The organism is Sphingomonas sp. BL-S-29, from assembly GCF_055521495.1.
Genome location: NZ_CM145482.1, coordinates 2,175,443 through 2,197,303 on the forward strand (window position 1 = coordinate 2,175,443; position 21,861 = coordinate 2,197,303).

The 21,861-nt window shown below is 64.7% G+C and carries 21 protein-coding genes and 1 pseudogene; 4 read left to right on the forward strand and 18 right to left on the reverse strand.

What is annotated here, in order from left to right; all coding sequences use genetic code 11:
- Position 1: 1 nt before the first annotated feature.
- The 16 genes and pseudogenes from ACZ1I2_RS10390 to ACZ1I2_RS10465 form a co-directional block, all read right to left on the reverse strand.
- Positions 2–1,048 (reverse strand): glycosyltransferase, encoded by a 1,047-nt coding sequence (locus ACZ1I2_RS10390; protein ID WP_465174172.1) that lies wholly within the window; start codon positions 1,046–1,048, stop codon positions 2–4.
- A gap of 42 nt (positions 1,049–1,090) precedes the next feature.
- Positions 1,091–2,431, reverse strand: a complete 1,341-nt coding sequence (locus tag ACZ1I2_RS10395; RefSeq protein WP_465174171.1) for an O-antigen ligase family protein — start codon at positions 2,429–2,431, stop codon at positions 1,091–1,093.
- 64 nt (positions 2,432–2,495) lie between these two features.
- Positions 2,496–3,563 (reverse strand): tetratricopeptide repeat protein, encoded by a 1,068-nt coding sequence (locus tag ACZ1I2_RS10400; protein WP_465174170.1) that lies wholly within the window; start codon positions 3,561–3,563, stop codon positions 2,496–2,498.
- Between the two features lie 149 nt (positions 3,564–3,712).
- Positions 3,713–5,818 carry a GumC family protein gene (locus ACZ1I2_RS10405; protein ID WP_465169769.1) on the reverse strand — a complete coding sequence of 702 codons (2,106 nt, stop codon included), beginning with the start codon at positions 5,816–5,818 and terminating at the stop codon, positions 3,713–3,715.
- Positions 5,819–5,976: 158 nt separating this feature from the next.
- Positions 5,977–6,678 carry a polysaccharide biosynthesis/export family protein gene (locus ACZ1I2_RS10410; protein ID WP_465169768.1) on the reverse strand — a complete coding sequence of 234 codons (702 nt, stop codon included), beginning with the start codon at positions 6,676–6,678 and terminating at the stop codon, positions 5,977–5,979.
- A 161-nt stretch (positions 6,679–6,839) separates the two neighbouring features.
- Positions 6,840–7,805, reverse strand: a complete 966-nt coding sequence (locus tag ACZ1I2_RS10415) for a GDP-L-fucose synthase family protein (protein WP_465169767.1) — start codon at positions 7,803–7,805, stop codon at positions 6,840–6,842.
- Positions 7,806–8,042: 237 nt separating this feature from the next.
- Positions 8,043–9,143 (reverse strand): GDP-mannose 4,6-dehydratase, encoded by a 1,101-nt coding sequence (gene gmd, locus ACZ1I2_RS10420; protein WP_465169766.1) that lies wholly within the window; start codon positions 9,141–9,143, stop codon positions 8,043–8,045.
- 168 nt (positions 9,144–9,311) lie between these two features.
- Positions 9,312–9,548 (reverse strand): hypothetical protein, encoded by a 237-nt coding sequence (locus tag ACZ1I2_RS10425; RefSeq protein ID WP_465169765.1) that lies wholly within the window; start codon positions 9,546–9,548, stop codon positions 9,312–9,314.
- Positions 9,549–9,643: 95 nt separating this feature from the next.
- Positions 9,644–10,468, reverse strand: a complete 825-nt coding sequence (locus ACZ1I2_RS10430) for a HesA/MoeB/ThiF family protein (protein WP_465174168.1) — start codon at positions 10,466–10,468, stop codon at positions 9,644–9,646.
- Positions 10,465–10,842 carry a hypothetical protein gene (locus tag ACZ1I2_RS10435; protein ID WP_465169763.1) on the reverse strand — a complete coding sequence of 126 codons (378 nt, stop codon included), beginning with the start codon at positions 10,840–10,842 and terminating at the stop codon, positions 10,465–10,467. The genes ACZ1I2_RS10430 and ACZ1I2_RS10435 overlap by 4 nt, the downstream gene beginning before the upstream one ends.
- Complete coding sequence (dut, locus tag ACZ1I2_RS10440) at positions 10,842–11,288, reverse strand: dUTP diphosphatase (protein ID WP_465174167.1); 447 nt, start codon at positions 11,286–11,288, stop codon at positions 10,842–10,844. Before dut ends, ACZ1I2_RS10435 begins: the two co-directional genes overlap by 1 nt.
- 95 nt (positions 11,289–11,383) lie before the next feature.
- Complete coding sequence (locus ACZ1I2_RS10445) at positions 11,384–11,767, reverse strand: VOC family protein (protein ID WP_465169761.1); 384 nt, start codon at positions 11,765–11,767, stop codon at positions 11,384–11,386.
- A gap of 63 nt (positions 11,768–11,830) precedes the next feature.
- Positions 11,831–13,002, reverse strand: a pseudogene (gene coaBC, locus ACZ1I2_RS10450) (bifunctional phosphopantothenoylcysteine decarboxylase/phosphopantothenate--cysteine ligase CoaBC).
- A 9-nt stretch (positions 13,003–13,011) separates the two neighbouring features.
- Positions 13,012–14,130, reverse strand: a complete 1,119-nt coding sequence (locus ACZ1I2_RS10455; protein ID WP_465169760.1) for a hypothetical protein — start codon at positions 14,128–14,130, stop codon at positions 13,012–13,014.
- A gap of 180 nt (positions 14,131–14,310) precedes the next feature.
- Entirely contained in the window at positions 14,311–15,846 is a 1,536-nt protein-coding gene (ubiB, locus tag ACZ1I2_RS10460) for a 2-polyprenylphenol 6-hydroxylase (RefSeq protein ID WP_465174166.1), read from the reverse strand.
- Between the two features lie 10 nt (positions 15,847–15,856).
- Entirely contained in the window at positions 15,857–16,588 is a 732-nt protein-coding gene (locus ACZ1I2_RS10465) for a class I SAM-dependent methyltransferase (protein WP_465174165.1), read from the reverse strand.
- Between the two features lie 80 nt (positions 16,589–16,668).
- Between ACZ1I2_RS10465 and mutM the strand changes: the two genes are divergently transcribed.
- The 4 genes from mutM (at position 16,669) to dnaA (ending at position 20,000) form a co-directional block, all read left to right on the forward strand.
- Positions 16,669–17,478, forward strand: coding sequence for a bifunctional DNA-formamidopyrimidine glycosylase/DNA-(apurinic or apyrimidinic site) lyase (mutM, locus tag ACZ1I2_RS10470; RefSeq protein ID WP_465174164.1), 810 nt, complete (start codon positions 16,669–16,671; stop codon positions 17,476–17,478).
- Between the two features lie 16 nt (positions 17,479–17,494).
- Positions 17,495–17,755, forward strand: a complete 261-nt coding sequence (locus tag ACZ1I2_RS10475; protein ID WP_465174163.1) for a pentapeptide repeat-containing protein — start codon at positions 17,495–17,497, stop codon at positions 17,753–17,755.
- A 134-nt stretch (positions 17,756–17,889) separates the two neighbouring features.
- Complete coding sequence (gene rpsT / locus ACZ1I2_RS10480) at positions 17,890–18,153, forward strand: 30S ribosomal protein S20 (protein WP_272627889.1); 264 nt, start codon at positions 17,890–17,892, stop codon at positions 18,151–18,153.
- A 494-nt stretch (positions 18,154–18,647) separates the two neighbouring features.
- Positions 18,648–20,000 (forward strand): chromosomal replication initiator protein DnaA, encoded by a 1,353-nt coding sequence (gene dnaA, locus ACZ1I2_RS10485; RefSeq protein WP_465169755.1) that lies wholly within the window; start codon positions 18,648–18,650, stop codon positions 19,998–20,000.
- A gap of 39 nt (positions 20,001–20,039) precedes the next feature.
- Here the strand turns inward: dnaA and ACZ1I2_RS10490 are convergent, their stop codons facing one another.
- Positions 20,040–20,690, reverse strand: coding sequence for a DUF4136 domain-containing protein (locus tag ACZ1I2_RS10490; protein WP_465174161.1), 651 nt, complete (start codon positions 20,688–20,690; stop codon positions 20,040–20,042).
- Between the two features lie 157 nt (positions 20,691–20,847).
- Complete coding sequence (trpS, locus tag ACZ1I2_RS10495) at positions 20,848–21,852, reverse strand: tryptophan--tRNA ligase (protein WP_465174160.1); 1,005 nt, start codon at positions 21,850–21,852, stop codon at positions 20,848–20,850.
- Between the last annotated feature and the right edge of the window lie 9 nt (positions 21,853–21,861).

Consider the following 21,861-nt stretch of genomic DNA (forward strand, 5'->3'; position numbering starts at 1 on the left):
CCTAACTGATCCAAGGCGCCAGCGACGCCACGCGGTCGTCCCAACTTTCAAGGCGCGGGCGTCGCCCCCGCGCCGCGGCCGTCTTAGCAGAGCGAATCGATCGATCAAGCGCGTCACCCGGCGCGACGACGAAAATGCCATCCTGCCGCACGATCTGGTCGCAGGCATCGGTCGCGATGATCGGCTGGCCGATCGCGAGATGATCCCAGAGCCGCATCGGCGAGCAGAAATGGTTGAACCGGGTCGGCGCATAGGGGATCACGGCAATGTCGATCCCGGACATCCATGCATGAATTTGATCGTGTGGACGGGCGCCGAACCAATGGACCTTGGGGTTGTCGCGTAGCCGCGCGATCAATCCGTCGGGATCAGGGCAATCCTGTAGCGGCCCGACCAGGGCGAGCGAACCGACCTCGCCGGAACAGGCCAGGCGATCAAGAAAGCCGAAATCGATCCGGTCGTTGAACACGCCGACGGTGCCGAAGACGGGGCCTGGCAATCCGGCCAGTTCCACAGGGCGCGGGGTCGTGTCGATAAAGCGCGGCTCCGATGCATTGGGCGCTATGACGCAGGCGCTCGGATCGAGGCCATATTCAGCCACCGCGCGGTCGCGCAGGGCGGCGCTGACGAAGATGGACAAGGTGGCGATCCGGCAAAGCTCCGCTTCCTGCGTGATTGCCGCGTCACCGTCCCAGCCGACATAGCTGCGATAATCGTCGGAGCAATAATAGAAGATGCGGGCCTGGTGGCGAAGGCGTTTGGCAAGGGGAAGATAGTGGAAAGAAGTGAAGATCGCTGTGTCGATCTTCCCGCGTCGTGCCGCAGCCAGCGCGCTGGCCCGGCGGAGCAGGATCGGCATCGCCAGGATCGCGGTGCGGGTTGCCCAGCCCGGCGGCAGGGAGACGGGGGTCAGTCCTTCCTCCTCGGGCATCGCGCCGACAGATCTCCAGGCGCGGGGGGCGAACAAAAGCGTGTCCGGCTTGCGGCGTTGAAGCGCCTGGCCGAATTTCCGACGCCAGATGGTGTTCACGTCGAACTGCGCGATCACCGGGTATGCCCATCGCGGTGAAGAGCCGTCATTGCGGGGTGCTCATTCGGCCTTCAGGTGTCGACCACCTGATGAGGCTTCTTCGCTTTTCACGTCGGGCCTTGGCGCCATCAGCGCCAGACAGGCCGCCAAGATCGCCGCGATCGCACTCGTGCGCGCCGGATAATCGACCATGCTGTGCGCCAGGATGGCGGCGCTCGCGACCACCGCCGCGCGATCAATTCTGGTCGGCGTCCGGACAAACCATATCGTCGCTGCGCGGCGGGCCCACCAGAGAGCCAGGCAGGCTATTACCAGCACCCCGACGATGCCGCCTTCGAGGACGAACTCAATATAGTCAGAATGGGCGTGGTTGACGAAGAAATTGGTCACCATGCCCGGTTCTTCGAACAGCTTGAAGACCGGCACGAAGCTTCCGGGGCCGCTTCCCAGGGGCCAGAAATGCCAGAGGGCGTTTGCCGCGATCTTGTACATGGCTGGTCGCGACAATTGGCTTTGCGACAAGGCCGGATCGATGACGATAGCGGGGCCGATGACGATGACTGCGACAAGGGCTCCGATTGTCACGACCGCTATCGCGGTACCGATATAGCGTGCAGGCCCAAGCGAACGTGGCCTGGCGATCGCCCAGCTTGCGACGGTGACCGGCAGGGCAAGCACATAGGCTGCATAGGACTGCGAGATGGCGATACCCATCAGGAACATCGCCACCATCGCCGCGAAAAGCAGCTCCCGACCCTGGCCTTTGGATCCGACCGTCCTTTCCGAGCCGGCCAGCGATGCGACAAAAGGGATCGCGCATAGCATCAGCGTCGCCTGATGGTTCGCGTTCGCCATCAGGCCGACAGGAAGGCCCTGGTTGCTCGTGCTGTAGAAATACAGGGGGGATGTAACCCCGCCGATCAATTGGGCCACGCCGAGCAACAGCGATATTACAGCCAGAAGGGGAATGAGCCATCGGAGCCCGTTTGAATCGGCGGCGGGACGGGACAGGATCGCGGCGCCGATCGCCAAGGGCGGCAGCAAGGACGCCAGATGCGAGATCGTGCCGGCCGGATGCAGCGATAGCGGTAGCCAGGGCTGCGTATTTCCGCCCGCCGCGAGCCTCTGCACCAGAACATCGCGGCCCGGCGCCAGCACCCATATCGACGGGGGCAGAGGCAGCAGCTGCAGGCATGTCCACAGGAGCCAGCTCGCAACAATCACGATGAGCAATGTCGACGTCCGTGACAAGGGCGTCGCCCCGAAACGTGCCACGCTATACCCGAATAGGAGAGCAGCGATCAGTTGCAGCATCGCATTGGCCAGATGGCCGCCGCTGCTTGATCCACCCAGCAGGATACAGAGTGCCATGAAGCCGGGGATCAGCAACTGACCGATCATCGTCGCCGGTGTCGTGGCGACTGTGCGGGTCGAACGGCGAGTGGTGGATCTTGGTTTCATCGCTTCATTTCACCAGCTCGACCATGACCGACTCGAACAGCACGCTCGTGGTCCGTGGAAACTCGGCAGGCGACCCCATCAGAGCGAGTCGTTGCGCACCGCAATCGGCGGCCGGGACATCAAATTGGGTGGTGTAGCGTTGATGGTTACCGTTTAGGCCAGTGATCTTCATCGTTTGCAAAGGCTCACCGACACCCGGACAGGTTACCGTCCATGAAAGCTGGTTGTTTTCATCGGAGCCAGATGCGACCGCTGTCAGGCGATAACGGCCCGGCGACAGCAGCAATGTCTGTTCCGTAAGGGGCGTGGCACTACCACCCAGATAGGAAACGTTCAGCCCGTGCGGTTTGCTGAATTCGCTCGATCCCTCCGCACTGTCGGTCAATTGCCAATTGAATGGCAAAGGTCCAGGAAGCTTCTGGAACTGCGGATCATAGACCGGACCGAGCTGTTTGAGCGATGATTCAGGCAGGAAATTGATCCAAGCCAGATAGGCGCGCTCATATTCCTTGTTCTTCAGCAGCGACTGAAGCAGCGCTGCTTGTTCGAACAGCACCTGACTCTTGGCCGAGTCCTGCGGTGTCAGCTGATAGATGACGTCGGGCGACACGCCCTGCTGGTTGAGTGCGTACAGAAAGGTGGCGCGCCACGGCGGGTTGGTCGCCAGCTTGCGAGCCAGCGGCGCGCGGCTCGCGGGATCGCGGACAACGCCGGCCATCGCATTGATCAGCGCGGCGGTCCCGGGAGGACCGATCCTCACCAGCCGGTCGAAATGCTCGATCGCCGCGCGATAGTCGCGGTGGCGCAGATCCTGATCCAGGAGCCAGAGCCGAGCGCGAAGGGCGCGCCCGTCGCTGCGCACGGCCAGTGTCATCAGTGTCCGGGCGCGGATCGTGTCGCCCTTTCGGTCCGCAGCAAGCCCGAGATAGGTCAGTGCCACGGGATCGAGCGGGTCGGCGACCAGCAGCCGCTCGGCTCTGTCGGGAGCATTGATCGCGATATTGGGGCCGTTAGCTGGCGCGAGCTCGGCGGCAAGTTCATGACGCAGCGCCGCAACGCTGTCCTTCGCCAAGCCCGCCAACCCCGTCGGACGCGCATCACTCACCGATGCACTGACCAGATTAGCCAGGGCCGCCGCAAGTCCAACCGCCGCTGCCGACGCGCCGAGAAGCGCGAACCCGACCGACCTGGTCCTGCTTCCCCCTGTTGCCGTCATCCCGTTTACGACATCAGCTCGATGCGCCGCTGCCGATCCTTTTCGTTCTCGCCCTTATCGGCACCATAGCCGTAGCTGTAGCCGTATCCATAGCCGTATCCATAGCCATAGCCTTCGAACTTCGGGTTGAACTTGGTCAATACCACACCCATCACCCGGGCACCGGCAGCGCGCAGGTGCTTGATCGAGTTGAGTGCCGCAGGCCGGCGAATCGCGCCGGATTCAATGATCACCACCGTCCCGTCGCATGCCGCGCCAAGCAGCGGCGCGTCGGCCAGGCCAAGGATCGGCGGACCGTCCACCACGATCAGGTCGAAACGCTCCCGCATGATCGCGAGCAGCCGCGGCAGATTCTGGCTCGCCAGCAATTCGGCCGGGTTGGGCGGGATCGGCCCGCTGGGTAGCAGATGCAGGTTGGTGACGTTGGTCGACAGTATTTTCGGCTCCGCGAGATTGCCGCCCGCCAGGAGTGCGGACAGGCCAGTGCCGTCGCCCTCCTTGGCGGTGAAGGACGGTTTGCGCATGTCAGCGTCGATCAGGAGAACCTTCAGGCCAACCTTGGCGAAGCTTTGCGCCAGGCCGAGTGCCGAGCTCGACTTTCCTTCCGAAGGCTTGGTGCTCGTCACCAGCAGTACGCGAGGGGTGCCCTCGGGCGACGAAAACTGGAGCGAGGTCCGGGCGGTAAAATAGGCTTCGGATATCTTCGATCGCGAGACCGACAGTTCCTCGATCAGGGTCGTGTCGCGAGCCAGCTTCGGGATCACGCCGAGCACGCTGACCTTCAGCTTCGTCTCGACATCCTCCGGCACCTTGATGGTGTCGTCGATATATTCGATCGCCAGGATCACCGCGATGCCGAGCAGCGCGCCGATCAGCAGGCCCATGATCAAATTGGTACCAAGACGCGGGCTGAACGGACCGCCCGGCGGGATCGCGTGATCGACCACCGAAGCCTGGCTCTCGCCAATGCCGCCGGCGACGCCGATCTGTTTGTAGCGCTGGAGCAGCGCGTCATAGAGCGAGCGGTTGGTATCCACCTCGCGCTGCAGGATATTGTACTGGATACTGCGGTCGCGCAGATCCAGCACTGATCCCTTGAGTTCGTTCACGCGGCTCTTGAGCGCGGTTTCACGAGACAGAGCTGCCTCATATTCCGACCGGAGGGCGCTGGACACGGCCGCTCGCTCGCGCGCGATCTGCGCGTCGAGCACGCCGATGCGGGCCTGCATGTCCTTCATCTGGGGAAAGTCGGGTTTATAGATACCCAGCTTCTCCTGATAGTCGGCGGACAGGCGGGTACGCTCTCCCTGCAGCGCGCTGATCGTCGGGTTGGTGAGGGCCTCGGTCGTCATGCCGTTGCCGCGGGCCTCCCTGTACCGACCCTCGGCAGCCATCCGGGCGTCCTGTGCCGCGGACAGAGATCCATTGAGGGCGGTCAGAGAGGAGGCGTCGAGCGAGGTTCCAGTACCCTGACGGCCGTCCGGTCCCGGCGCGCTCTCGATGTTCACGATCCCCTGCTGGCGCGCATAGGCGACAAGCGCACGATCGGACTGATCAAGCGCTGCCTTCACTGCGGCGATGCGCTGCTGCAGGAAGTTGCGGGCATAAGCCGTCGCGTCATAGCGCCGCTCCAGCCCGCTCGATATGAAACTGTCTGCAAAGGCGTTGGAGATGCGCGCCGCCTCGTTACGGTCAGCGCTGACGAAATTCACGTTCATCAGGCGGCTGTTGCCGACCGGTGCCACACTCAACCCGCTGCGCAACCGTCCTACCGCGATGTTCTCACGCGCTTCGCGTGGAAGCGATTGGGGTGCGTAGGCCGGATTCGACGCCAGGTTCAGGCGCTGCGCTACACGCACTGCGAGGTCGCGGCTCTGCAACAGCCCGAACTGGGTCGCCATCGCCGCCGGGTCGTTGACCGCGACCGGCTCGAGCGAAGACTCCTTCATGATCTGCGATTCCTGCCGCTTAATCTCGATCGTCGAGGTCGCGCGGTAGAGCGGTGTCGCCAGCAATGTCATCGCGGTGGCAGCGGCGAGGCCAGCGACCACGAATGCCACGAACAACCAACGCCACTTCAGCAGGATTCGCAGGATCGTGCGCAGGTTCATTTCGAACTCTGGCGTCTCAGGCGGTGGAAGGGTCAGTGCGGTCGAAACCGCGCCGCCGGTCTGGGCGGTCGGAAGCGATGTAGGACCACTGCCGCGGAAAGCTTGGATCGTATCGGTCATAACGGGAAGCAATCCATTTCGTCTTTAAGATCGCGGACTTAGAAGGGTCGGAACAGGGCGAGCAATGGAATGGTCTGGACGACGTTCTTGAACGCGCTCTTGGATTCGGATCCGTCGACCACGACGATATCGTCCCCAAAGACGGGTGTGTCGGACATCTCCCCGCGACGGATCGACTTGAGATCGAACGCCGCGGCCTGGCGCTGACCGTTGATCTGACGGAAGATGACCACGCGGCGCGGGTTGGCATCTTCTGTCGTGCCCTTGGCCATCGCGACGGCCTGGAGCAGCGTGGTGGGGCCGGCGATCGGGTAGATGCCGGGCGCGCCAACGGCACCGTCGACCGTGATCCGTGCGCTGGACGCCGACTTGACGATGACCTGAACCTCGGGGTTGTTGATGTACTTCTCGCCGAGCTTTTTCTTGATATCGCCGGCGAGCTCCGCGGAAGTCTTTCCGACAGCGGTCATCTCGCCGATCAGCGGCATCGTGATCTTGCCGCTGGCGTCGACCGGCAACTCACCCGAAAGATCAGGAACACGGTACACGGTGATCGCGAGCTGATCGAGCGCGCCGATCCGGTATTCGACATCCGCCGCCGCTGCCACCGGAGCATCCGGCCGCCCGAAATCCTTGACCTCATAGGGAACCGAACCGCCTCGCCCGGTCGAACAACCAGCCAGGACAACCGGGACGAGTAGGGCCACGACCATCGTGCGCAGACGATGCATGATTGTCATTCTGAATATCCTACGCGTGACGAATCGCGACGATTTATCGCCGCCGGTTTATGTGGTTATAGGCCCCTCGAACCTTTAACCGCGCGGCTGCGTCCGTCAACCCTGCCGCACGTTGCATCACGGCGGGAAAGGCCGGTCGCGGGGCAATTTCGCGCCAGGAATCAGGCGGCTGTTGTGCCCATTCGCACGACGTTACCCGTATCCAAAAACCAGCGATAGGTGTCCGCGATCCCCTCACGCAACGAACGGTGCGCATTCCAGCCAAGCGCGTTCAGCTTGCCGGTGTCGACCAGCTTGCGCATCGTGCCGTCCGGTTTGGACGCGTCGAACACGATGTCGCCCTGAAAGCCGACGATGTCGGCGGTCATTCGGGCGAGCTCGCCGATGCTGATCTCGTCACCCGATCCGACATTGACGATCTCCTCGCCTGAATAGGATTTGGCGAGAAAAACCAGTGCATCCGCCAGGTCGTCGACATGCAGGAACTCACGCATCGGTGTACCGCTGCCCCAGACCGGCAGGGTTGCGGCGCCAGCCAGCCGCGCTTCGTGCGCCTTGCGGATCAGCGCGGGCAGGACATGGCTTCCCCGCAGATCGAAATTGTCGAAGGGTCCATACAGGTTGGTCGGCTGGGCCGAGATATAGTCGCACCCATATTGGCGGCGATAGGATTGAGCGAGCATGATCCCGGCGATCTTGGCAATCGCATACCATTGATTTGTCGGCTCGAGCGGGCCGGTCAGCAGCGCGTCTTCGCGCATCGGCTGGTCGGCGTGTTTCGGGTAGATGCAGGACGATCCGAGGAACACGAGCTTTGCTGCACCGGTGCGGCGCGCGCTCTCGATCACATTCGCCTCGATCATCATGTTGTCGTACAGGAATTCTGCCGGCAAGGAATCGTTGGCAGCAATTCCGCCGACCTTCGCCGCGGCGAGAAAGATCAGGTCGACCGGGCTGGCCGCCATCCAGGCAAAGGTCGCCGCCTGATCGCGCAGGTCGATACGCGTCGTGGGAGAGACGATCTCGCATTGTTCGTTCGCAAGGCGCCGGACGATCGCCCGGCCGACCATGCCACGCTCGCCGGCGACCCAGACTCGCTTGCCGGTCAGGGAAAACACTTCGCTCATCTTGATCTTGCCACATCCCTGTTCTGGTTGAAGGCGCCGTGCGCCTTACAGCAATTTCGCCTACTCGCCGATGATCGCCGCACGCGGATAGGCGCTTGCACAGGCGCCCGCAATCTCGCCTGCACGCCATTCGGCGAAGGCGCGGACGATGCCCGCAGCGGCATTCCGAACACCCTCGCGCCCGCGCGTTCGATCTCGCTGACTGCGGGCAGGTTGGTCAGCAGGTCGAGCGGATATTCAGCCCTTGATCGCGTACAGCGAGCTCGGTCGCTCCTCGTCGGGCCGGCGGGTCTCGGCCTCGCGCGCGATGACCTTCAGGTCCTCGCGGACCATTTCCGAGACGAGCTCGGCAAGAGTGGTGGTCGCTGCCCAGCCCAGAACCCGCTTGGCCTTGGCAGGGTTGCCGATCAGCAGATCGACTTCCGTCGGGCGGAAATAGCGTGAATCGACCTTGACCAGCGGATTGCCCGTCCTGGTGCATCGGCCAACCTCTTCGACGCCTGTACCGGTCCATTCGATCTCGATGCCGACTTCGGCGAAGCTCAGTTCTACGAAGGACCGGACGGTCTGGGTGTGTCCGGTCGCCAGCACGAAATCGTCGCCTTTGTCCTGCTGAACGATGCGCCACATGCCCTCGACATAGTCTCGCGCGTGACCCCAGTCGCGCTTGGCATCGAGATTGCCCAGCCAGAGAATATCCTGCAGCCCGAGATGGATCGCCGCGACGGCACGGGTGATCTTGCGCGTCACGAAGGTCTCGCCGCGCAACGGGCTTTCATGGTTGAACAGGATGCCGTTCGACGCGTGCATGCCATAAGCTTCGCGGTAATTGACGGTGATCCAATAGGCGTAGAGCTTCGCCACGGCATAAGGAGAGCGCGGATAGAAGGGGGTCGTCTCCGACTGCGGCACCTCCTGGGCGAGTCCGTACAGCTCGGATGTGGAGGCCTGGTAAAAGCGGGTTGTCTCGTGCAGCCCCAGCAGGCGGAGCGCTTCGAGCAGGCGCAGCGTACCGATCGCATCGGCATTGGCAGTGTATTCCGCGGTATCGAAGCTGACCTGCACATGGCTCTGCGCGGCGAGATTATAGATCTCGTCGGGCTTTACCTCCTGGACGATCCGGATGAGGTTCGTCGAATCCGTCATGTCGCCATAATGGAGATGCAACCGCGCGCCCTTTTCGTGCGGGTCCTGATAAATATGGTCGATGCGTCCGGTGTTGAACGAGGACGAGCGACGCTTCACGCCGTGCACGTCATAGCCCTTGGACAGCAGCAATTCAGCCAGATACGCACCGTCTTGCCCGGTGACGCCGGTGATCAGGGCGGTCTTGGTCATCGATACAGCTCCATGCTTGGCGCGACCGCGATCGTACCAGTTCAGCCTGCCTTACCAATTTGGTGCATGGGGTCCAGTTCTACCGTCGGCGCCGAGCCGTTTGCGGTGCCCGCCGAGGCTGGCATGGGCTTGCCGATTGACCGGGTAGACGCCGCGGCGCGCAGCAGCTTATCGACGCGATCCGCGTACGCGCCGCTCGGGCGTGCCTTCTTCGCCGAACAGCGTGAGCTTGCGGGGCCGGTGATCCTCCGGCCTGGACTTGCGCCATTTGCCGGTCTTGGGATCGCGGAACAACTCCCCGGAGCAGACCTTGCACCGGGCGAAGACATTGCCTTCGAAACCGCGCCTGGACCCGGCTGCGGGCTTATGTTTGAACGCCATGCACCATAAGCCGAATATGCGCATGCGAGCCTTTTCCTCCCTATGGTTCTCGATCTGATTCGAGGTCGTTTACCGGTCTCAGCCTGCAACGTCGTGAATGAAAATCAATCTCCCGTCCATCAGGCCAGGCGGGTTTTCATTTCCGGACTCGACGAAGACGGACTCCCCTTGGCGCGAACGGGCTCAGGGTCATGCTGGCCGCAAGCGGCGCAGCCGGGGTCCTTGGGAAGGGTGAGAGTACGGAAGCGGAAGGCCAGTGCGTCCACCAACAGCAGTTTGCCCGCGCTGTCCTCGCCAAAGCCAATGATGGCGCGCATCGCTTCGAGCGCGGCGAGGCTGCCCAGCACGCCGGTCATCGCGCCGAGCACGCCTGCCTCGGCGCAACTCGTCTCGGGCCGGTCGGGATCGCCGCCGACGAAGCAACGATAACAGGGCTTGTCGGCTTCCCACCCGCGGAACAGGCCGAGCTGACCTTCGAACTGGCCCACGGCGGCCGAGACCAGCGGGATGTGCAGCGCGAGCGCGGCATCGGCGACGGCGAGGCGAGTGGCGAACGAATCGGTGCCGTCGAGCACGACATTGGCGCCGGCGATGAGGTCGCGGGCGTTGGTCGCGTCGATTCTGGTGCGATGTGTCTCGACCGCGACGCCGAGGTTGAGCCGCGCGACTGCGGCGGTGGCGGCCTCGACCTTGGGCGCACCGATATCGTCGGCGCCGAACAGGGTCTGGCGCTGGAGGTTCGACAGGTCGACATGGTCGTCGTCGATCACGACCAGCCGGCCGACACCGGCGGCCGCTAGATACTGGATCGCGGGCGACCCGATCCCGCCGGCCCCGATGATCGCGACCGTCGCCCGGCGCAGCTTTAGCTGGCCGGCTCCGCCGACCTCCTTCAGGACGATGTGGCGGGCATAGCGCTCCAGCTCGGCGTCAGTGAGGCTCATCCGCGCCAGTCATAGACGATGGTCGCGCGGTACCAGAGATCGGTCGCGCTGGCATGGGGCTGGGGATTGGCCCGGGCGGCGCCGACGACGAGGCCGGCGCTGTACTGCTCGACCGTCGGGCAATCGATCGCGCGGGGCAGCGAACGGCGGATCGACCCGTCGGTACCGATCAGGGCGGCAACATCGACCTTCAGGACATAATGGCCGTCGGCCGGCTTCGGCTGGACGCAGCGCCCAGCCGCGACTTCGTCCGCCACGAAGCGGGTGAGCGGCGGCGTCACCTGTGGCGCCATCGCGGCGGGCAGCGAAGGAAGCGTGGACCAGTCGGCCGGCACGGCCGGCGAGGCGATCTGAAGAAGGAGAAAGAACAGCATCAACGCCCAGTCGAGCCGAATCCTCCGGCTCCGCGTACGGTATCCTCCAGCGTCTGGACTTCGTCCAGCACGGCGCGTTGGACCGGGGCCGGAACGAGTTGAGCGATCCGGTCGCCGCGCGCGATGACGAAATCCTCCTGGCCGAGATTCGCGAGGATCACCTTCACTTCGCCGCGATAGTCGCTGTCGATCGTACCCGGCGTGTTGAGGCAGGTGACGCCGAACTTGAGCGCCAGCCCCGAGCGCGGGCGCACCTGCACCTCATAGCCCGGCGGGATCGCCACCGCGAAACCCGTCGCGACCGCGGCCCGCGCGCCCGGTGCGAGAGTCAGGTCCTCGGCGGAGACGACGTCCATGCCGGCGGCGCCCTCCGTCGCATAAGCGGGCAGGGGAAGGCCGTCGCCGTGCGGCAGGCGCTTGATGTGGATCGACAGGGAAGAGGTCATGCTCCCCTCCTACCGCTCAATCCGCCTTTTTGAAGGCGGTTCCGCTTCGCCGGGGCAAAGAATGGGTTGAACCGCTGCCCCGTCAAGTGCCCGCGTCACTGGTTGCACACCACCGCCAGCTTGTTGCCCGTCGGATCGCGCAGATAGGCGGCATACCATTTGGGGCCGTAATCCGGGCGCGGTCCCGGCGGGCCCTCGCAGCTACCGCCATGCACCATCGCCGCTGCGTGGAACGCATCCACCTCGGCGGGCGACTTCGCGTTGAAAGCCATCATCGTGCCGTTGCCCGCGCTGGCCGGCGCGCCATCGAACGGCTTGCAGATCCAGACCGTGAATCCCTCGCCGGTGCCGCGCTCGGAATAGGCGCGCCATTCCCCGAAGGACATGTGCGAGGACCAGCCGATGATCGCCAGCGTCGCATCGTAAAAGGCGCTGGATTTTGCCGAATCCAGGGCGCCGAGCGTCATGTAACCCGACATGATTCTTCTCCCTTATGTGCAGGGCGAAATACCGTGGCGAGCGGAACGGATCAAGAACAAATGCTATCGGGTCAGCGCCGCCGCAATCCTGTCGGCCAGCCGCGCCGCCACGTCTTCCTTGGGCAGCCGTTCCCAGCTCTCGACCCCGTCGGCGGTGACGATATGCACCGCATTGGCGGTGCCGCCCATCACATCGCCCGACACGTCGTTGGCGACGATCCAGTCGGCACCCTTGCGTTCGCGCTTGGCGGTCGCGTGCTCGATGACATGCTCGGTCTCGGCGGCGAAGCCGATCAGCAGGCTGGGCCGGTGGGGGCTCTTTGCCAGGGTGGCGAGGATGTCGGGATTCTCGACGAGATGGAGGACAGGCGGCATTACGCCCTTCTTGATCTTCTGGCCGGCGGTGTCGACGCGCCAGTCGGCGACGGCGGCGACCATCACGGCGGCATCGACCGGCAGCGCCCGGGCGACGGCATTGGCCATCTCCACCGCCGTCTCGACATCGACGCGGTCGACGCCGGGCGGCGTGTCGAGCGTCACCGGACCGGCGACCAGCGTCACGCGCGCGCCGAGCTTCGCGAGCGCGCCGGCAATGGCGAAACCCTGCCGACCGGAGGAGCGGTTGGCGAGGTAGCGGACCGGGTCGATCGGCTCGTGCGTCGGACCGGCGGTGACCAGGATATGCTTGCTCGCCAGAGTCACGAGGCGGCGAGCGCCTGCTGGATCGCAGCGAGGATCGCCTCGGGTTCGGGCAGGCGGCCGGGGCCATATTCGCCGCACGCCATCGGGCCTTCGTCGGGCTCCAGCACGGTGACGCCGTCGCCGCGCAGGGTGGCGACGTTGCGGCGGGTCGCGGCATGGCCCCACATGCGCACGTTCATTGCGGGCGCGGCGAGCACTGGCTTGTCGGTCGCGAGCAGCAGGGTGGTGGCCAGATCGTCGGCGATGCCGGCGGCCATCTTCGCCATCAGATCGGCTGTGGCGGGGGCGATCACCACCAGGTCGGCCTCGCGGCTGAGCTGGATATGGCCCATCTCGGCCTCGTCCTTCAGGTCCCACAGGGTGGTGTAGACCTGGTTCTCCGACAGGGCGGCAAGCGTCATCGGCGTAATGAAATGCTGGCTGCCAGCGGTGAGCACGCATTTCACCTCGATCCCGGCCTTGCGGCACAGCCGGATCAACTCGCAGGCCTTGTAGGCAGCGATGCCGCCGCCGACGATGAGCAGGATCTTCATCGCGCCATCCTATCTGACCATTCGCGTCACGATGATCCGCCGTCGGTGGAATGCGGCGGTGACCAAGTCGCGCAGGGCGTCGGGCACGAAGGCCAGGCCGACCAGGATCACGGGCGCGATCATCAATCCCCAATAGAAGGTGTCGGTGCGCCCGAACAGGCTCAGCAGCACGGCATAGGCAGCAAAGACGGCCACCGCCCGAAGCGCGAGTTCCTCCTGCCATCCGGCCCAGCCGAACAACGTCAAGGCAACGAGCAGAGCGGCGAGCCAGGTCGGGGCGAGGTTCAATGCGGTCGACAGCGACATGGTCTTCACGAAGAAACCGAAGCCGAGCATGCCCGACCAACCGGGCGAGGCGGGGTCGATCGGCCGGACGACCAGGCTGACGGCATGCGCGTGGAAGCCGACGACCACGGCCAGCGCAAGGATTGCAACGCCCCAGCCGATCGCCTCGCGGCGACGCCCCTCGGCGAGCGCGAGCACCAGCATGGTTCCGACATAGAGCGCCGCGGTCTCGCGGATCAGCATCGCGATCAGGCCGAACGCCACGGCCTCGACCCAGCGGTCGCGGCGCCGGAGCGCAAGCGACAGCGCGATCAGCAGACCCGCCCATATCTCGTGGAAGCTCGCCAGCTCGGGCTGGACGAACGCCATCATGCCGCCCGCGAGCAGCACCAGCGCGATGGCCAGCGGCGGCGCGCGGGCAAAGGCGGGGCGCAGCCGGACGAACCAGGCGAGCATCACTGCCGCTGCGAGCACATAGAGCAGGATCACCGTGCCGATCGGCGGTATCGCTGCCTGCAGGGTCGCGAGCGTCGGCAGGCGGAAGGTAACGAAGGGGCGAAGGGGATAATTGCCGCTGCGCAGCGCCTGCGCCGTCACCGCATAATAGTCGCCGCCGCCGCGCACGCCGGCGACGATCGTCTCGTACAGCACGACATCGGCTTCGTCGTCGGCGCGCTGGGCAGGATCATGGCTGACCGGCGGTGGCCCCGGGGCGACCAGCGCGGACATGCTCGCAACGAGCAGGATCGCGAGCAGTGCCAGAACGATCTGCGCGGTCGGCCGCTTCAGCGCTGCGAAGCGGGTGGGGCCGGTTAGCCAGAGGGGAGCCTGCGGGCGCGCCATTTTATTCAAGCCCCTCCCTTTTTACGGAGGGGTTGGGGGTGGGTGCGCGCGTCTGCGCACCTACAAAGACTCGTTTCACCAAGCGCCGAAGCGACGATCGTGGCACCGAGCCCCGTTCGCCGCTGCCCCACCCCTTGCCCCTCCCCTGAAGGGGAGGGATTGGAAACAGGAAGGGAGCGATCACTGCAGCACCAGCCATGTCGTCGCGACCGCGATCGCGGCACTCACCACCGACACGACGACATAGCGCCAGCCGCCGCCGATGCGGACGACCTCGATTTCCTTGAGCGGCGGGGCAGGGGGCGCGCCGCCGGGCGCGGGATAGCGAAGCTCGATGTTGCGGATCAGGTCGGGCAGGCGCGCCAGCGTGCGAAGATCAGTGATGATCCGGTCGGCCACCGCGGCCTCGGGCCCAAGTTCGGTCCTGATCCATTCGCGCACGAACGGCGCGGCCGCATCCCAAAGGTTGATATCCGGATCGAGGCTGGTCGCCACGCCTTCGACCATCACCATGGTCTTCTGCAGCAGCAGCAGATGCGGCTGAGTCTGCATGTCGAAATCGCGGGTGATGTTGAACAGCCCGTCGAGCATCATGCCGATCGACATGTCCTTGACCGCAAGCCCGCGCATCGGCTCGCCGACCGCACGGAGCGCGGTCGCGAACTCGGCGACATTATGGTGCGCCGGCACATAGCCTGCCTCGAAATGGATTTCGGCGACGCGTTTGTAGTTGCCGGTGATCAGTCCGTAGAGAATCTCCGCCAGCCACACCCGGGCGCGCCGGTCGATCCGCCCCATGATGCCGAAATCGATCGCGGCGATCCGCCCGTCGGGCAGCGCGAACAGATTGCCCTGATGCATGTCGGCATGAAAGAAGCCCTCGGCGATCGCCTGGCGCAGAAAGGCATGGACGAGGGTATTGGCGAGCTTGGGCAGGTCATACCCCGCCTCGACCAGCGCCGCGCGGTTTGCGATCTTGATGCCGTCGACCCAGGCGATGGTCAGGACCTTGCTGGTCGTACGCTGCCAGTCGATCGCGGGCACGATGAAGTCGGGCTGGGCCTCCATCGCTTCGGCCAGTTCCGAGGCCGAGGCTGCCTCGCGCCGCAGGTCGAGCTCGCGCGCGGTCCAGCGCTTGAACGTCTCGATCACCAGGCGCGGGCGCAGGCGCGACAGCTCGCCGCCCAGTCCCTCGATCTGCGCCGCCGCCCATTGATAGGTGTCGATCGCCTTGGCGAACTCTTCCTCGACGCCGGGGCGCAACACCTTGACCGCGACATGCCGGCCGTCGGTGGTGATCGCACTGTGCACCTGTGCGATCGAGGCGGCACCGACCGGCACCGGATCGATCGTGGCGAACAGATCCTCCGGCGAACGCCCGAAGGCCCGCGTCATCGCCGCGTAGATCGTGTCATAGGGCAAAGGCGGCAGCGAATCCTGCAGCCGCATCAGATCCTTCGCCGCGGCCTCGCCGACGATGTCGGGGCGGGTCGCGAGCGTCTGGCCGAGCTTGATCGCGGCCGGGCCGATCGCCTGGAGCGCATCGGCATAGGCCGGCGTCTCGGGAACGCGTGCGCCCAGCCGGGCGACGCGGACGAGGCGGCGGATTCGCGTCGGCGTGTTCGGATCGCGCTCGATCCCGCGGAGCGCGCCGTGACGCGCGAGGATTCGACCCCATTTCAGGAGCCGCCAGAGATGCACGGCGGGTGCGGTCATGAGGACTGACTCAAATCTTCCAGCCGCTATGGATCGCGACCAGCCCGCCCAGCATGGGCTCGACACTGGTCTGCACGAAGCCGGCCTCGCCGATCATCCGCTCGAAGGTCGGCATGTCGGGGAAGCGGCGGATCGATTCGATCAGGTAGCGATAGCTTTCGGCATCGTGCGCGAGCAACTGGCCGACCTTGGGCACCACCTTGTGCGAATAGGCGTCGTAGATGTCGGCGAAGCCCGGCCACAGCGTCGTCGAGAATTCGAGGCAGAAGAAGCGCCCGCCACGCCGCAGCACCCGTTGTGCTTCGCGGAGCGCCCTGGGGATGTCGGTCACGTTCCGGATGCCGAACGCGATCGTATAGGCGTCGAAGAAACGATCCGGGAAAGCCAGCGTCTCGGCATTGGCCTCGGTCCAGACCAGGCCATCCACGCCGCGCTTCTGCGCCCGCTCCATGCCCACTTCGAGCATCTGCGGGTTGATGTCGGCGACCGTCACCGAGGCGCCGGACTTTGCCAGCCGGAAGGCGATGTCGCCGGTGCCGCCCGCCATGTCGAGAATCTGCTCGCCCTCGCGCGGCTTCACCCGGCGGACGAAACGGTCCTTCCAGACTCGGTGCATGCCGCCCGACATCGCATCGTTCATGATGTCGTAGCGCGAGGCCACGCTGGAGAAGACTCCGCCGACCCGGCGCGTCTTCTCCTCGGGGGCCACGTCTTCATAGCCGAAGGAAACAGTGTCGCTCATTCGCGTCGCTCTAGCGGAGGGCGCGGCCAGAGCAAACCGTCACGTTTGACTTGTCTGTGCTGTTCCCGTGAAGAAGCGCCATGCCAGAGCTTCCCGAAGTCGAGACCACCGTCAACGGCCTGCGCCCGGTGCTGCAGGATCAGCGGATCACGCTGGTCCAGATGCGGCGCCCCGACCTGCGCCGGCCGTTCCCCGCCGATCTGGGCCAGCGGCTCACTGGTGCCGTAGTGACGGGACTTGGGCGGCGCGCCAAATATGGGCTGATCGATACCGATCGCGACGATACGATGATCTTCCATCTCGGCATGTCGGGCCGATGGCGAGTCGATCCGAGTGAGGTGCTGCCGCACGATCATCTGATCCTCGAGACGACAAAGCATCGCCTCGCGCTCAACGATCCCAGGCGATTCGGATCGCTCGACCTGGTGCCGACCGAGTCGCTCGCCCGCTATCCACCGTTCCTCGCGATGGGCCCGGAGCCGCTCGGCCCCGATTTCACCGCCCGCTACCTGCTCAAGGCGCTCGACGGGCGGATCGCGTCGATCAAGCTGATGCTGCTCGACCAGCGAATCGTCGCGGGGTTGGGCAATATCTATGTGTGCGAGGCGTTGCATCTCGCCCGCATCGCGCCGATGCGCCCGGCAGGGCAGATATCGCCGGCGCGGCTCGAACGGCTCGTCGTGGCGGTGCGCACCGTGCTCGAGGCAGCGATCGAGGCGGGCGGATCATCCTTGCGCGACTATGCCCGACCCGACGGCGAGCTCGGCTATTTCTCCAAGCAATGGCGGGTCTATGGCCGCGAGGGCGAGCCCTGCGACTGCGGGGGCAAGGTCGCCCGCTACACCGAGGGTGGACGATCCACCTTCTGGTGCCCGAAATGCCAGCGTTGAACGAGAGGATCGGACGATGAGCGGACCACGATTCGAGAATCAGAATCTCGGCGGCATCCTGTTCGGCAACTGCAATCTCGCCGGGGCGAGCTTCGACGATTGCAACCTGTCGGGCTCGAGATTCAACAACATCAACCTTTCCGGCACGACCATCACTGACGTGAACCTCTCGGGCGTGACGATCGATGCCGCCAATGTCGAAGGGCTGACGATCATGGGCCACGATATCGCCGCGCTGATCAGGGCGGAGCATGATCGGGGCCGGTCCTGTTCCTGAGGAACGGGGGGAATCGTCACACGACCGTCATTCGGCCGGTTGACCGACTCAGTCTTCGTGGGTAAGAGGCCCGCTTTCCGGGGCTGCGGGCTTTGCCGTCCGCGCCCTTTCTTTATTTCAGATCAGAGGGCTTCATGGCGAACACGCCACAGGCGAAAAAGCGAATTCGGCGCAACGCACGTCGCGCTGAAGTTAACGGCAACCGGGTTGGCCGTATCCGGACCTTCGTGAAGAAGGCCGAGGCCGCGCTGGCGTCGGGCGACAAGGATGCCGCGAGCGCCGCGGTTGCAGCGATGCAGCCCGAGCTGGCCAAGGGCGTCGCGAAGGGTGTGCTTCACAAGAACACCGCTTCGCGCAAGTTCTCGCGCCTGACCAAGCGACTCACCGCGCTCGCCTGATCTCTACCGATCGGTCGGAACAAAGACCCGCCGGGACATTTCCGGCGGGTCTTTTGTCATGAGCACGCAACACGTTTATGGTGCCATGCAAGATTTGGTACCATTTTGGGTCCGCTCCGTACCCGAATCATGAAAAGTCAGGATTCCCCACGATTCGCAATAGTCGCGCTTGTTGCGATAGGGAATTATCGATGATTCACAGTATCTTGTAAGATTTTTGACGGGAATCCTTGGCGTATCCCGAGTCAATCCCGTTTATTTCGGTTTTGTTACGCGCGCGGCTCTTGCCCGACTCGCTTCGATCTTCATAATCGAGGTTTGCAGCGCGGACGTTCAGTCCCGCAGCCTTATTGAGACCTTCGAAGTCAGACGGACCGTGATTCCGGCTGGGGGGAGGCTTGTCTGGTTGAAGTCAGGCGGCCCGGGGCGACGTGCCCTGGTACCGGGAGAAGGATTGAGTGTTGGCGGGGACTGTTACCGGAGAGGCGGCTCGATTGAGCGATGCAGCAAGGGCGTGGAACACGGTACGAGGCCATCTGCGTGAATCTGCCGGGGTGCGCCTGTTTGATCAGTGGCTCAAGCCGATCGAGCTGATCGACGACGCCGAGTCGGACACGATTCGCCTCGCGCTGCCGTCCGCCTTCATGACGAACTGGGTCCGCAATCATTATGCCGACCGGCTGTTCCAGGAATTCCACGCGATCCTGCCGGATGTGCGCAGCGTCTCGATCGAGACTCGCTCGGCCAAGGCTACACCTGCGGTACTGACCATCGTCGCGCCCGTTGATCCGGTTCCGGCCTCAGCGGCTCCTGTTGCCGCGGCGCGCCCTTCGCTTGACCCGCGTTTCACCTTCGACCGGTTCGTGGTGGATCAGTCCAATCGAGTAGCGTTCAATGCGGCCCAGGCGCTGGCCGAGGCCGGCAAGCCTCGCTTCAGCCCCTTGTTCCTTCACAGCGGCACCGGGCAGGGCAAGACTCATCTGATGCACGCGATCGGCGCCGCCTATCTCGAGGCATGCCCGAGCGCCAACGTGGTGCTGATGTCGGCCGAACGATTCATGTTCGAGTTCGTCCAGTCGCTGCGCGCGCGCGACACCCACAGCTTCAAGGTGCGGCTGCGCGCCGCCGACCTGCTGATGATCGACGATCTGCAGTTCATTGCCGGCAAGGACGGGACCCAGGAGGAATTCTTCCACACCGTCAGCGAAGTGATGGCGGCCGGCAAGAGGCTGGTGATCAGCGCCGATCGTTGCCCCCAGGGACTCGACGGGGTCGAGGCGCGGATCACCTCGCGCCTGTCGGTCGGTCTGGTGGCGGACATCAAGGCGCCCGACCTGGCGCTGCGGCGCGCGGTGCTCGACCGCAAGCTGTCGGACGTGCCCGACGCCAGGGTCCCGGTCGAAGTGCTGGATCTGCTGGCGTCGCGTATCACCGCCAATATCCGCGACCTGGAAGGCTCGCTCAACCGGCTGGTCGCCTATGCCCAGCTGACCGGCGAAACCATCGACATGGATTTCGCGGTGGCCACGCTTGGCGAGGTGTTGCGCGGGGCCGAACGGCGCGTGACGATCGACGAGATTCAGCGCGCGGTTTCAACGCATTTCGACCTCAAGCCGATCGATCTGGTGTCTGCGCGGCGCGCGGTGGTGGTGGCGCGTCCGCGCCAGATCGCCATGTATCTGGCCAAGCGCCTGACGACCCGGTCGCTGCCCGAGATCGGCCGCAAGTTCGGTGGCCGCGACCATTCGACCGTGATCCATGCGGTGCGCCGCATCGAGGAACTACGCGACAAGGATCGCGAGATAGACGGTGCGGTGCGAACCCTGCTGCGCGAGCTTGAGGGGTGATCTTGCGCGCCCCTCCCTGAAAGGGAGGGGCGAAGAGGGCTATTTCTTCTCGGGCGCGATCGTGATCTTCACCGTCTCGCCCGAATTGCCCGGGAAGCCAGTGAACATCGCCTCGACCAGCCGCGGAACGAGATAGGGCAGGTCGTCATTGCGCGACTGGGCCTTGGCGGTGCCTTCGAACACGCTCTTGCCATTGTCGGCGCGGTCGATCCGCAGGTCCAACTCGCTGGTATAGATGGTGAAGCTGCTTACATCATTGTCGAACAGGAACGGGTCGTAGAAACCGAAGGCGAAGCGGCTGCGGCCATAATAGCCGAAGGGGCCGCCATAACCGCCATAGCGGCCGAAGCCCGGACCATAACCGCCATAGCCGAAGCCGCCGCCAAAGCCCGGCGTCGTCACGACCTTCTCGCGGCCCTTGTCGACGCCATAGCCGATCTTCACCACCAGATCGGCGCGCGTCGGGTCGGCCGCCGCCTGATAGCCCTGCGCCGCCAGCTTGGCCGACACGAGCTGGGCATATTGGCCGAACTCGATGCCGCCGTCGTTGCGCGGGTCGATGGCCTTGACCACGAAGCTCTGGCCCTGCGCCTGGGGCAGCTGCTGGAAGCGGGAGACCCGGGCGTTGAACGGCGTGGCGCAGCCGCCCAGCGCGAGCAGGGGGATAGCGGCGATCGAGAACATCTTCATGGGCTTGCGACCTTGAGCAGGAGAAGGCGAGAGATCGGGAGAAAGCGTCGGAAAGTCAGTCGGTTGCAATTGTGCTGCTGCCGTTATGAATAGCGCTTGAATGGCGCGATGCAAATCCCCCGGAAAACACCGGTCCAACCCAAGATGGGGAAGCCGATCAGACGTGCAAGCCCACAGCCCGTTGCGCCGCCAGAAGCGTCGGCGCGGCGATGGCATTTGCCCGCGCACCGCCCTTGGCCAGCGCCGCGCTGACCGCCGCACGGTCGCCCAGCAAGGCCGTCAGCCGGTCGCGGATCGGCCCGAGCTTGGCCACCGCCAGATCGGCCAGCGCAGGCTTGAATGCGCCGAAGCCCTTGCCGCCATACTCCGCCATCACCGCATCGGTGGTGGTGTCGGCCAGCGCCGAATAGATAGTGACGAGGTTCTTCGCCTCGGGGCGTTCGGCCAGCTCGGCGAAGGTCGCGGGCAGGGGCTCGGGGTCGGTCTTCGCTTTCTTGAGCTTCTGCACGATCATGTCGTCGCTATCGATCAGGTTGATGCGCGACGCGTCCGACGGATCGGACTTGGACATCTTCGTGCTGCCGTCGCGCAAGGACATGATGCGCGGCGCCGCCTTGGAGACGAATGGCTCGGGCAGGGTGAACAGCTCGACCCCGTAATCATTGTTGAACTTGGTCGCGATGTCGCGCGCCAGCTCGAGATGCTGTTTCTGGTCCTCGCCGACCGGCACGTGAGTCGCCTGATAGAGCAGTACGTCGGCCGCCTGCAGCACCGGATAGGTGAACAGGGCGACGCTCTGGCTCTCGCCGCTCTTGCCCGCCTTGTCCTTCCACTGAGTCATGCGGTTGAGCCAGCCCATGCGCGCGGTGCCGCCCAGGATCCAGGCAAGCTCGCTATGCGCCGGCACGCGCGCCTGGTTGAACAGGATCGCGCGATCCGGATCGATGCCGCAGGCGAGCAGGGTCGCCGCCATCTCGATCGAGTTCGAGGCCAGCTCGGCGGGCACCACTGGCTGCGACAGGGCGTGGAGATCGGCCAGGAAGAACAGGCAATCCTCGCCCGGCTTCATCGAGTCCTGCATCGCGACCCATTGTTTGATCGCGCCCAGATAATTGCCGAGGTGGAGATTGCCGGTGGGCTGGATGCCGGAGACGACGCGCATGATGTTCTC

Coding starts and splice junctions, on each gene's coding strand:
- ACZ1I2_RS10415 (WP_465169767.1), bottom strand. CDS start 7,805: ATGAGCGAAGTGTTTTCCCTGACCGGCAAGCGAGTCTGGGTCGCCGGC.
- ACZ1I2_RS10405 (WP_465169769.1), bottom strand. CDS start 5,818: ATGAACCTGCGCACGATCCTGCGAATCCTGCTGAAGTGGCGTTGGTTG.
- ACZ1I2_RS10425 (WP_465169765.1), bottom strand. CDS start 9,548: ATGCGCATATTCGGCTTATGGTGCATGGCGTTCAAACATAAGCCCGCA.
- ACZ1I2_RS10465 (WP_465174165.1), bottom strand. CDS start 16,588: ATGAGCGACACTGTTTCCTTCGGCTATGAAGACGTGGCCCCCGAGGAG.
- rpsT (WP_272627889.1), top strand. CDS start 17,890: ATGGCGAACACGCCACAGGCGAAAAAGCGAATTCGGCGCAACGCACGT.
- ACZ1I2_RS10445 (WP_465169761.1), bottom strand. CDS start 11,767: ATGTCGGGTTACATGACGCTCGGCGCCCTGGATTCGGCAAAATCCAGC.
- ACZ1I2_RS10455 (WP_465169760.1), bottom strand. CDS start 14,130: ATGGCGCGCCCGCAGGCTCCCCTCTGGCTAACCGGCCCCACCCGCTTC.
- gmd (WP_465169766.1), bottom strand. CDS start 9,143: ATGACCAAGACCGCCCTGATCACCGGCGTCACCGGGCAAGACGGTGCG.
- dut (WP_465174167.1), bottom strand. CDS start 11,288: ATGACCTCTTCCCTGTCGATCCACATCAAGCGCCTGCCGCACGGCGAC.
- ACZ1I2_RS10395 (WP_465174171.1), bottom strand. CDS start 2,431: ATGATCGGTCAGTTGCTGATCCCCGGCTTCATGGCACTCTGTATCCTG.
- trpS (WP_465174160.1), bottom strand. CDS start 21,852: ATGCGCGTCGTCTCCGGCATCCAGCCCACCGGCAATCTCCACCTCGGC.
- ACZ1I2_RS10410 (WP_465169768.1), bottom strand. CDS start 6,678: ATGACAATCATGCATCGTCTGCGCACGATGGTCGTGGCCCTACTCGTC.
- ubiB (WP_465174166.1), bottom strand. CDS start 15,846: ATGACCGCACCCGCCGTGCATCTCTGGCGGCTCCTGAAATGGGGTCGA.
- ACZ1I2_RS10475 (WP_465174163.1), top strand. CDS start 17,495: ATGAGCGGACCACGATTCGAGAATCAGAATCTCGGCGGCATCCTGTTC.
- ACZ1I2_RS10435 (WP_465169763.1), bottom strand. CDS start 10,842: ATGCTGTTCTTTCTCCTTCTTCAGATCGCCTCGCCGGCCGTGCCGGCC.
- mutM (WP_465174164.1), top strand. CDS start 16,669: ATGCCAGAGCTTCCCGAAGTCGAGACCACCGTCAACGGCCTGCGCCCG.
- ACZ1I2_RS10430 (WP_465174168.1), bottom strand. CDS start 10,468: ATGAGCCTCACTGACGCCGAGCTGGAGCGCTATGCCCGCCACATCGTC.
- ACZ1I2_RS10490 (WP_465174161.1), bottom strand. CDS start 20,690: ATGAAGATGTTCTCGATCGCCGCTATCCCCCTGCTCGCGCTGGGCGGC.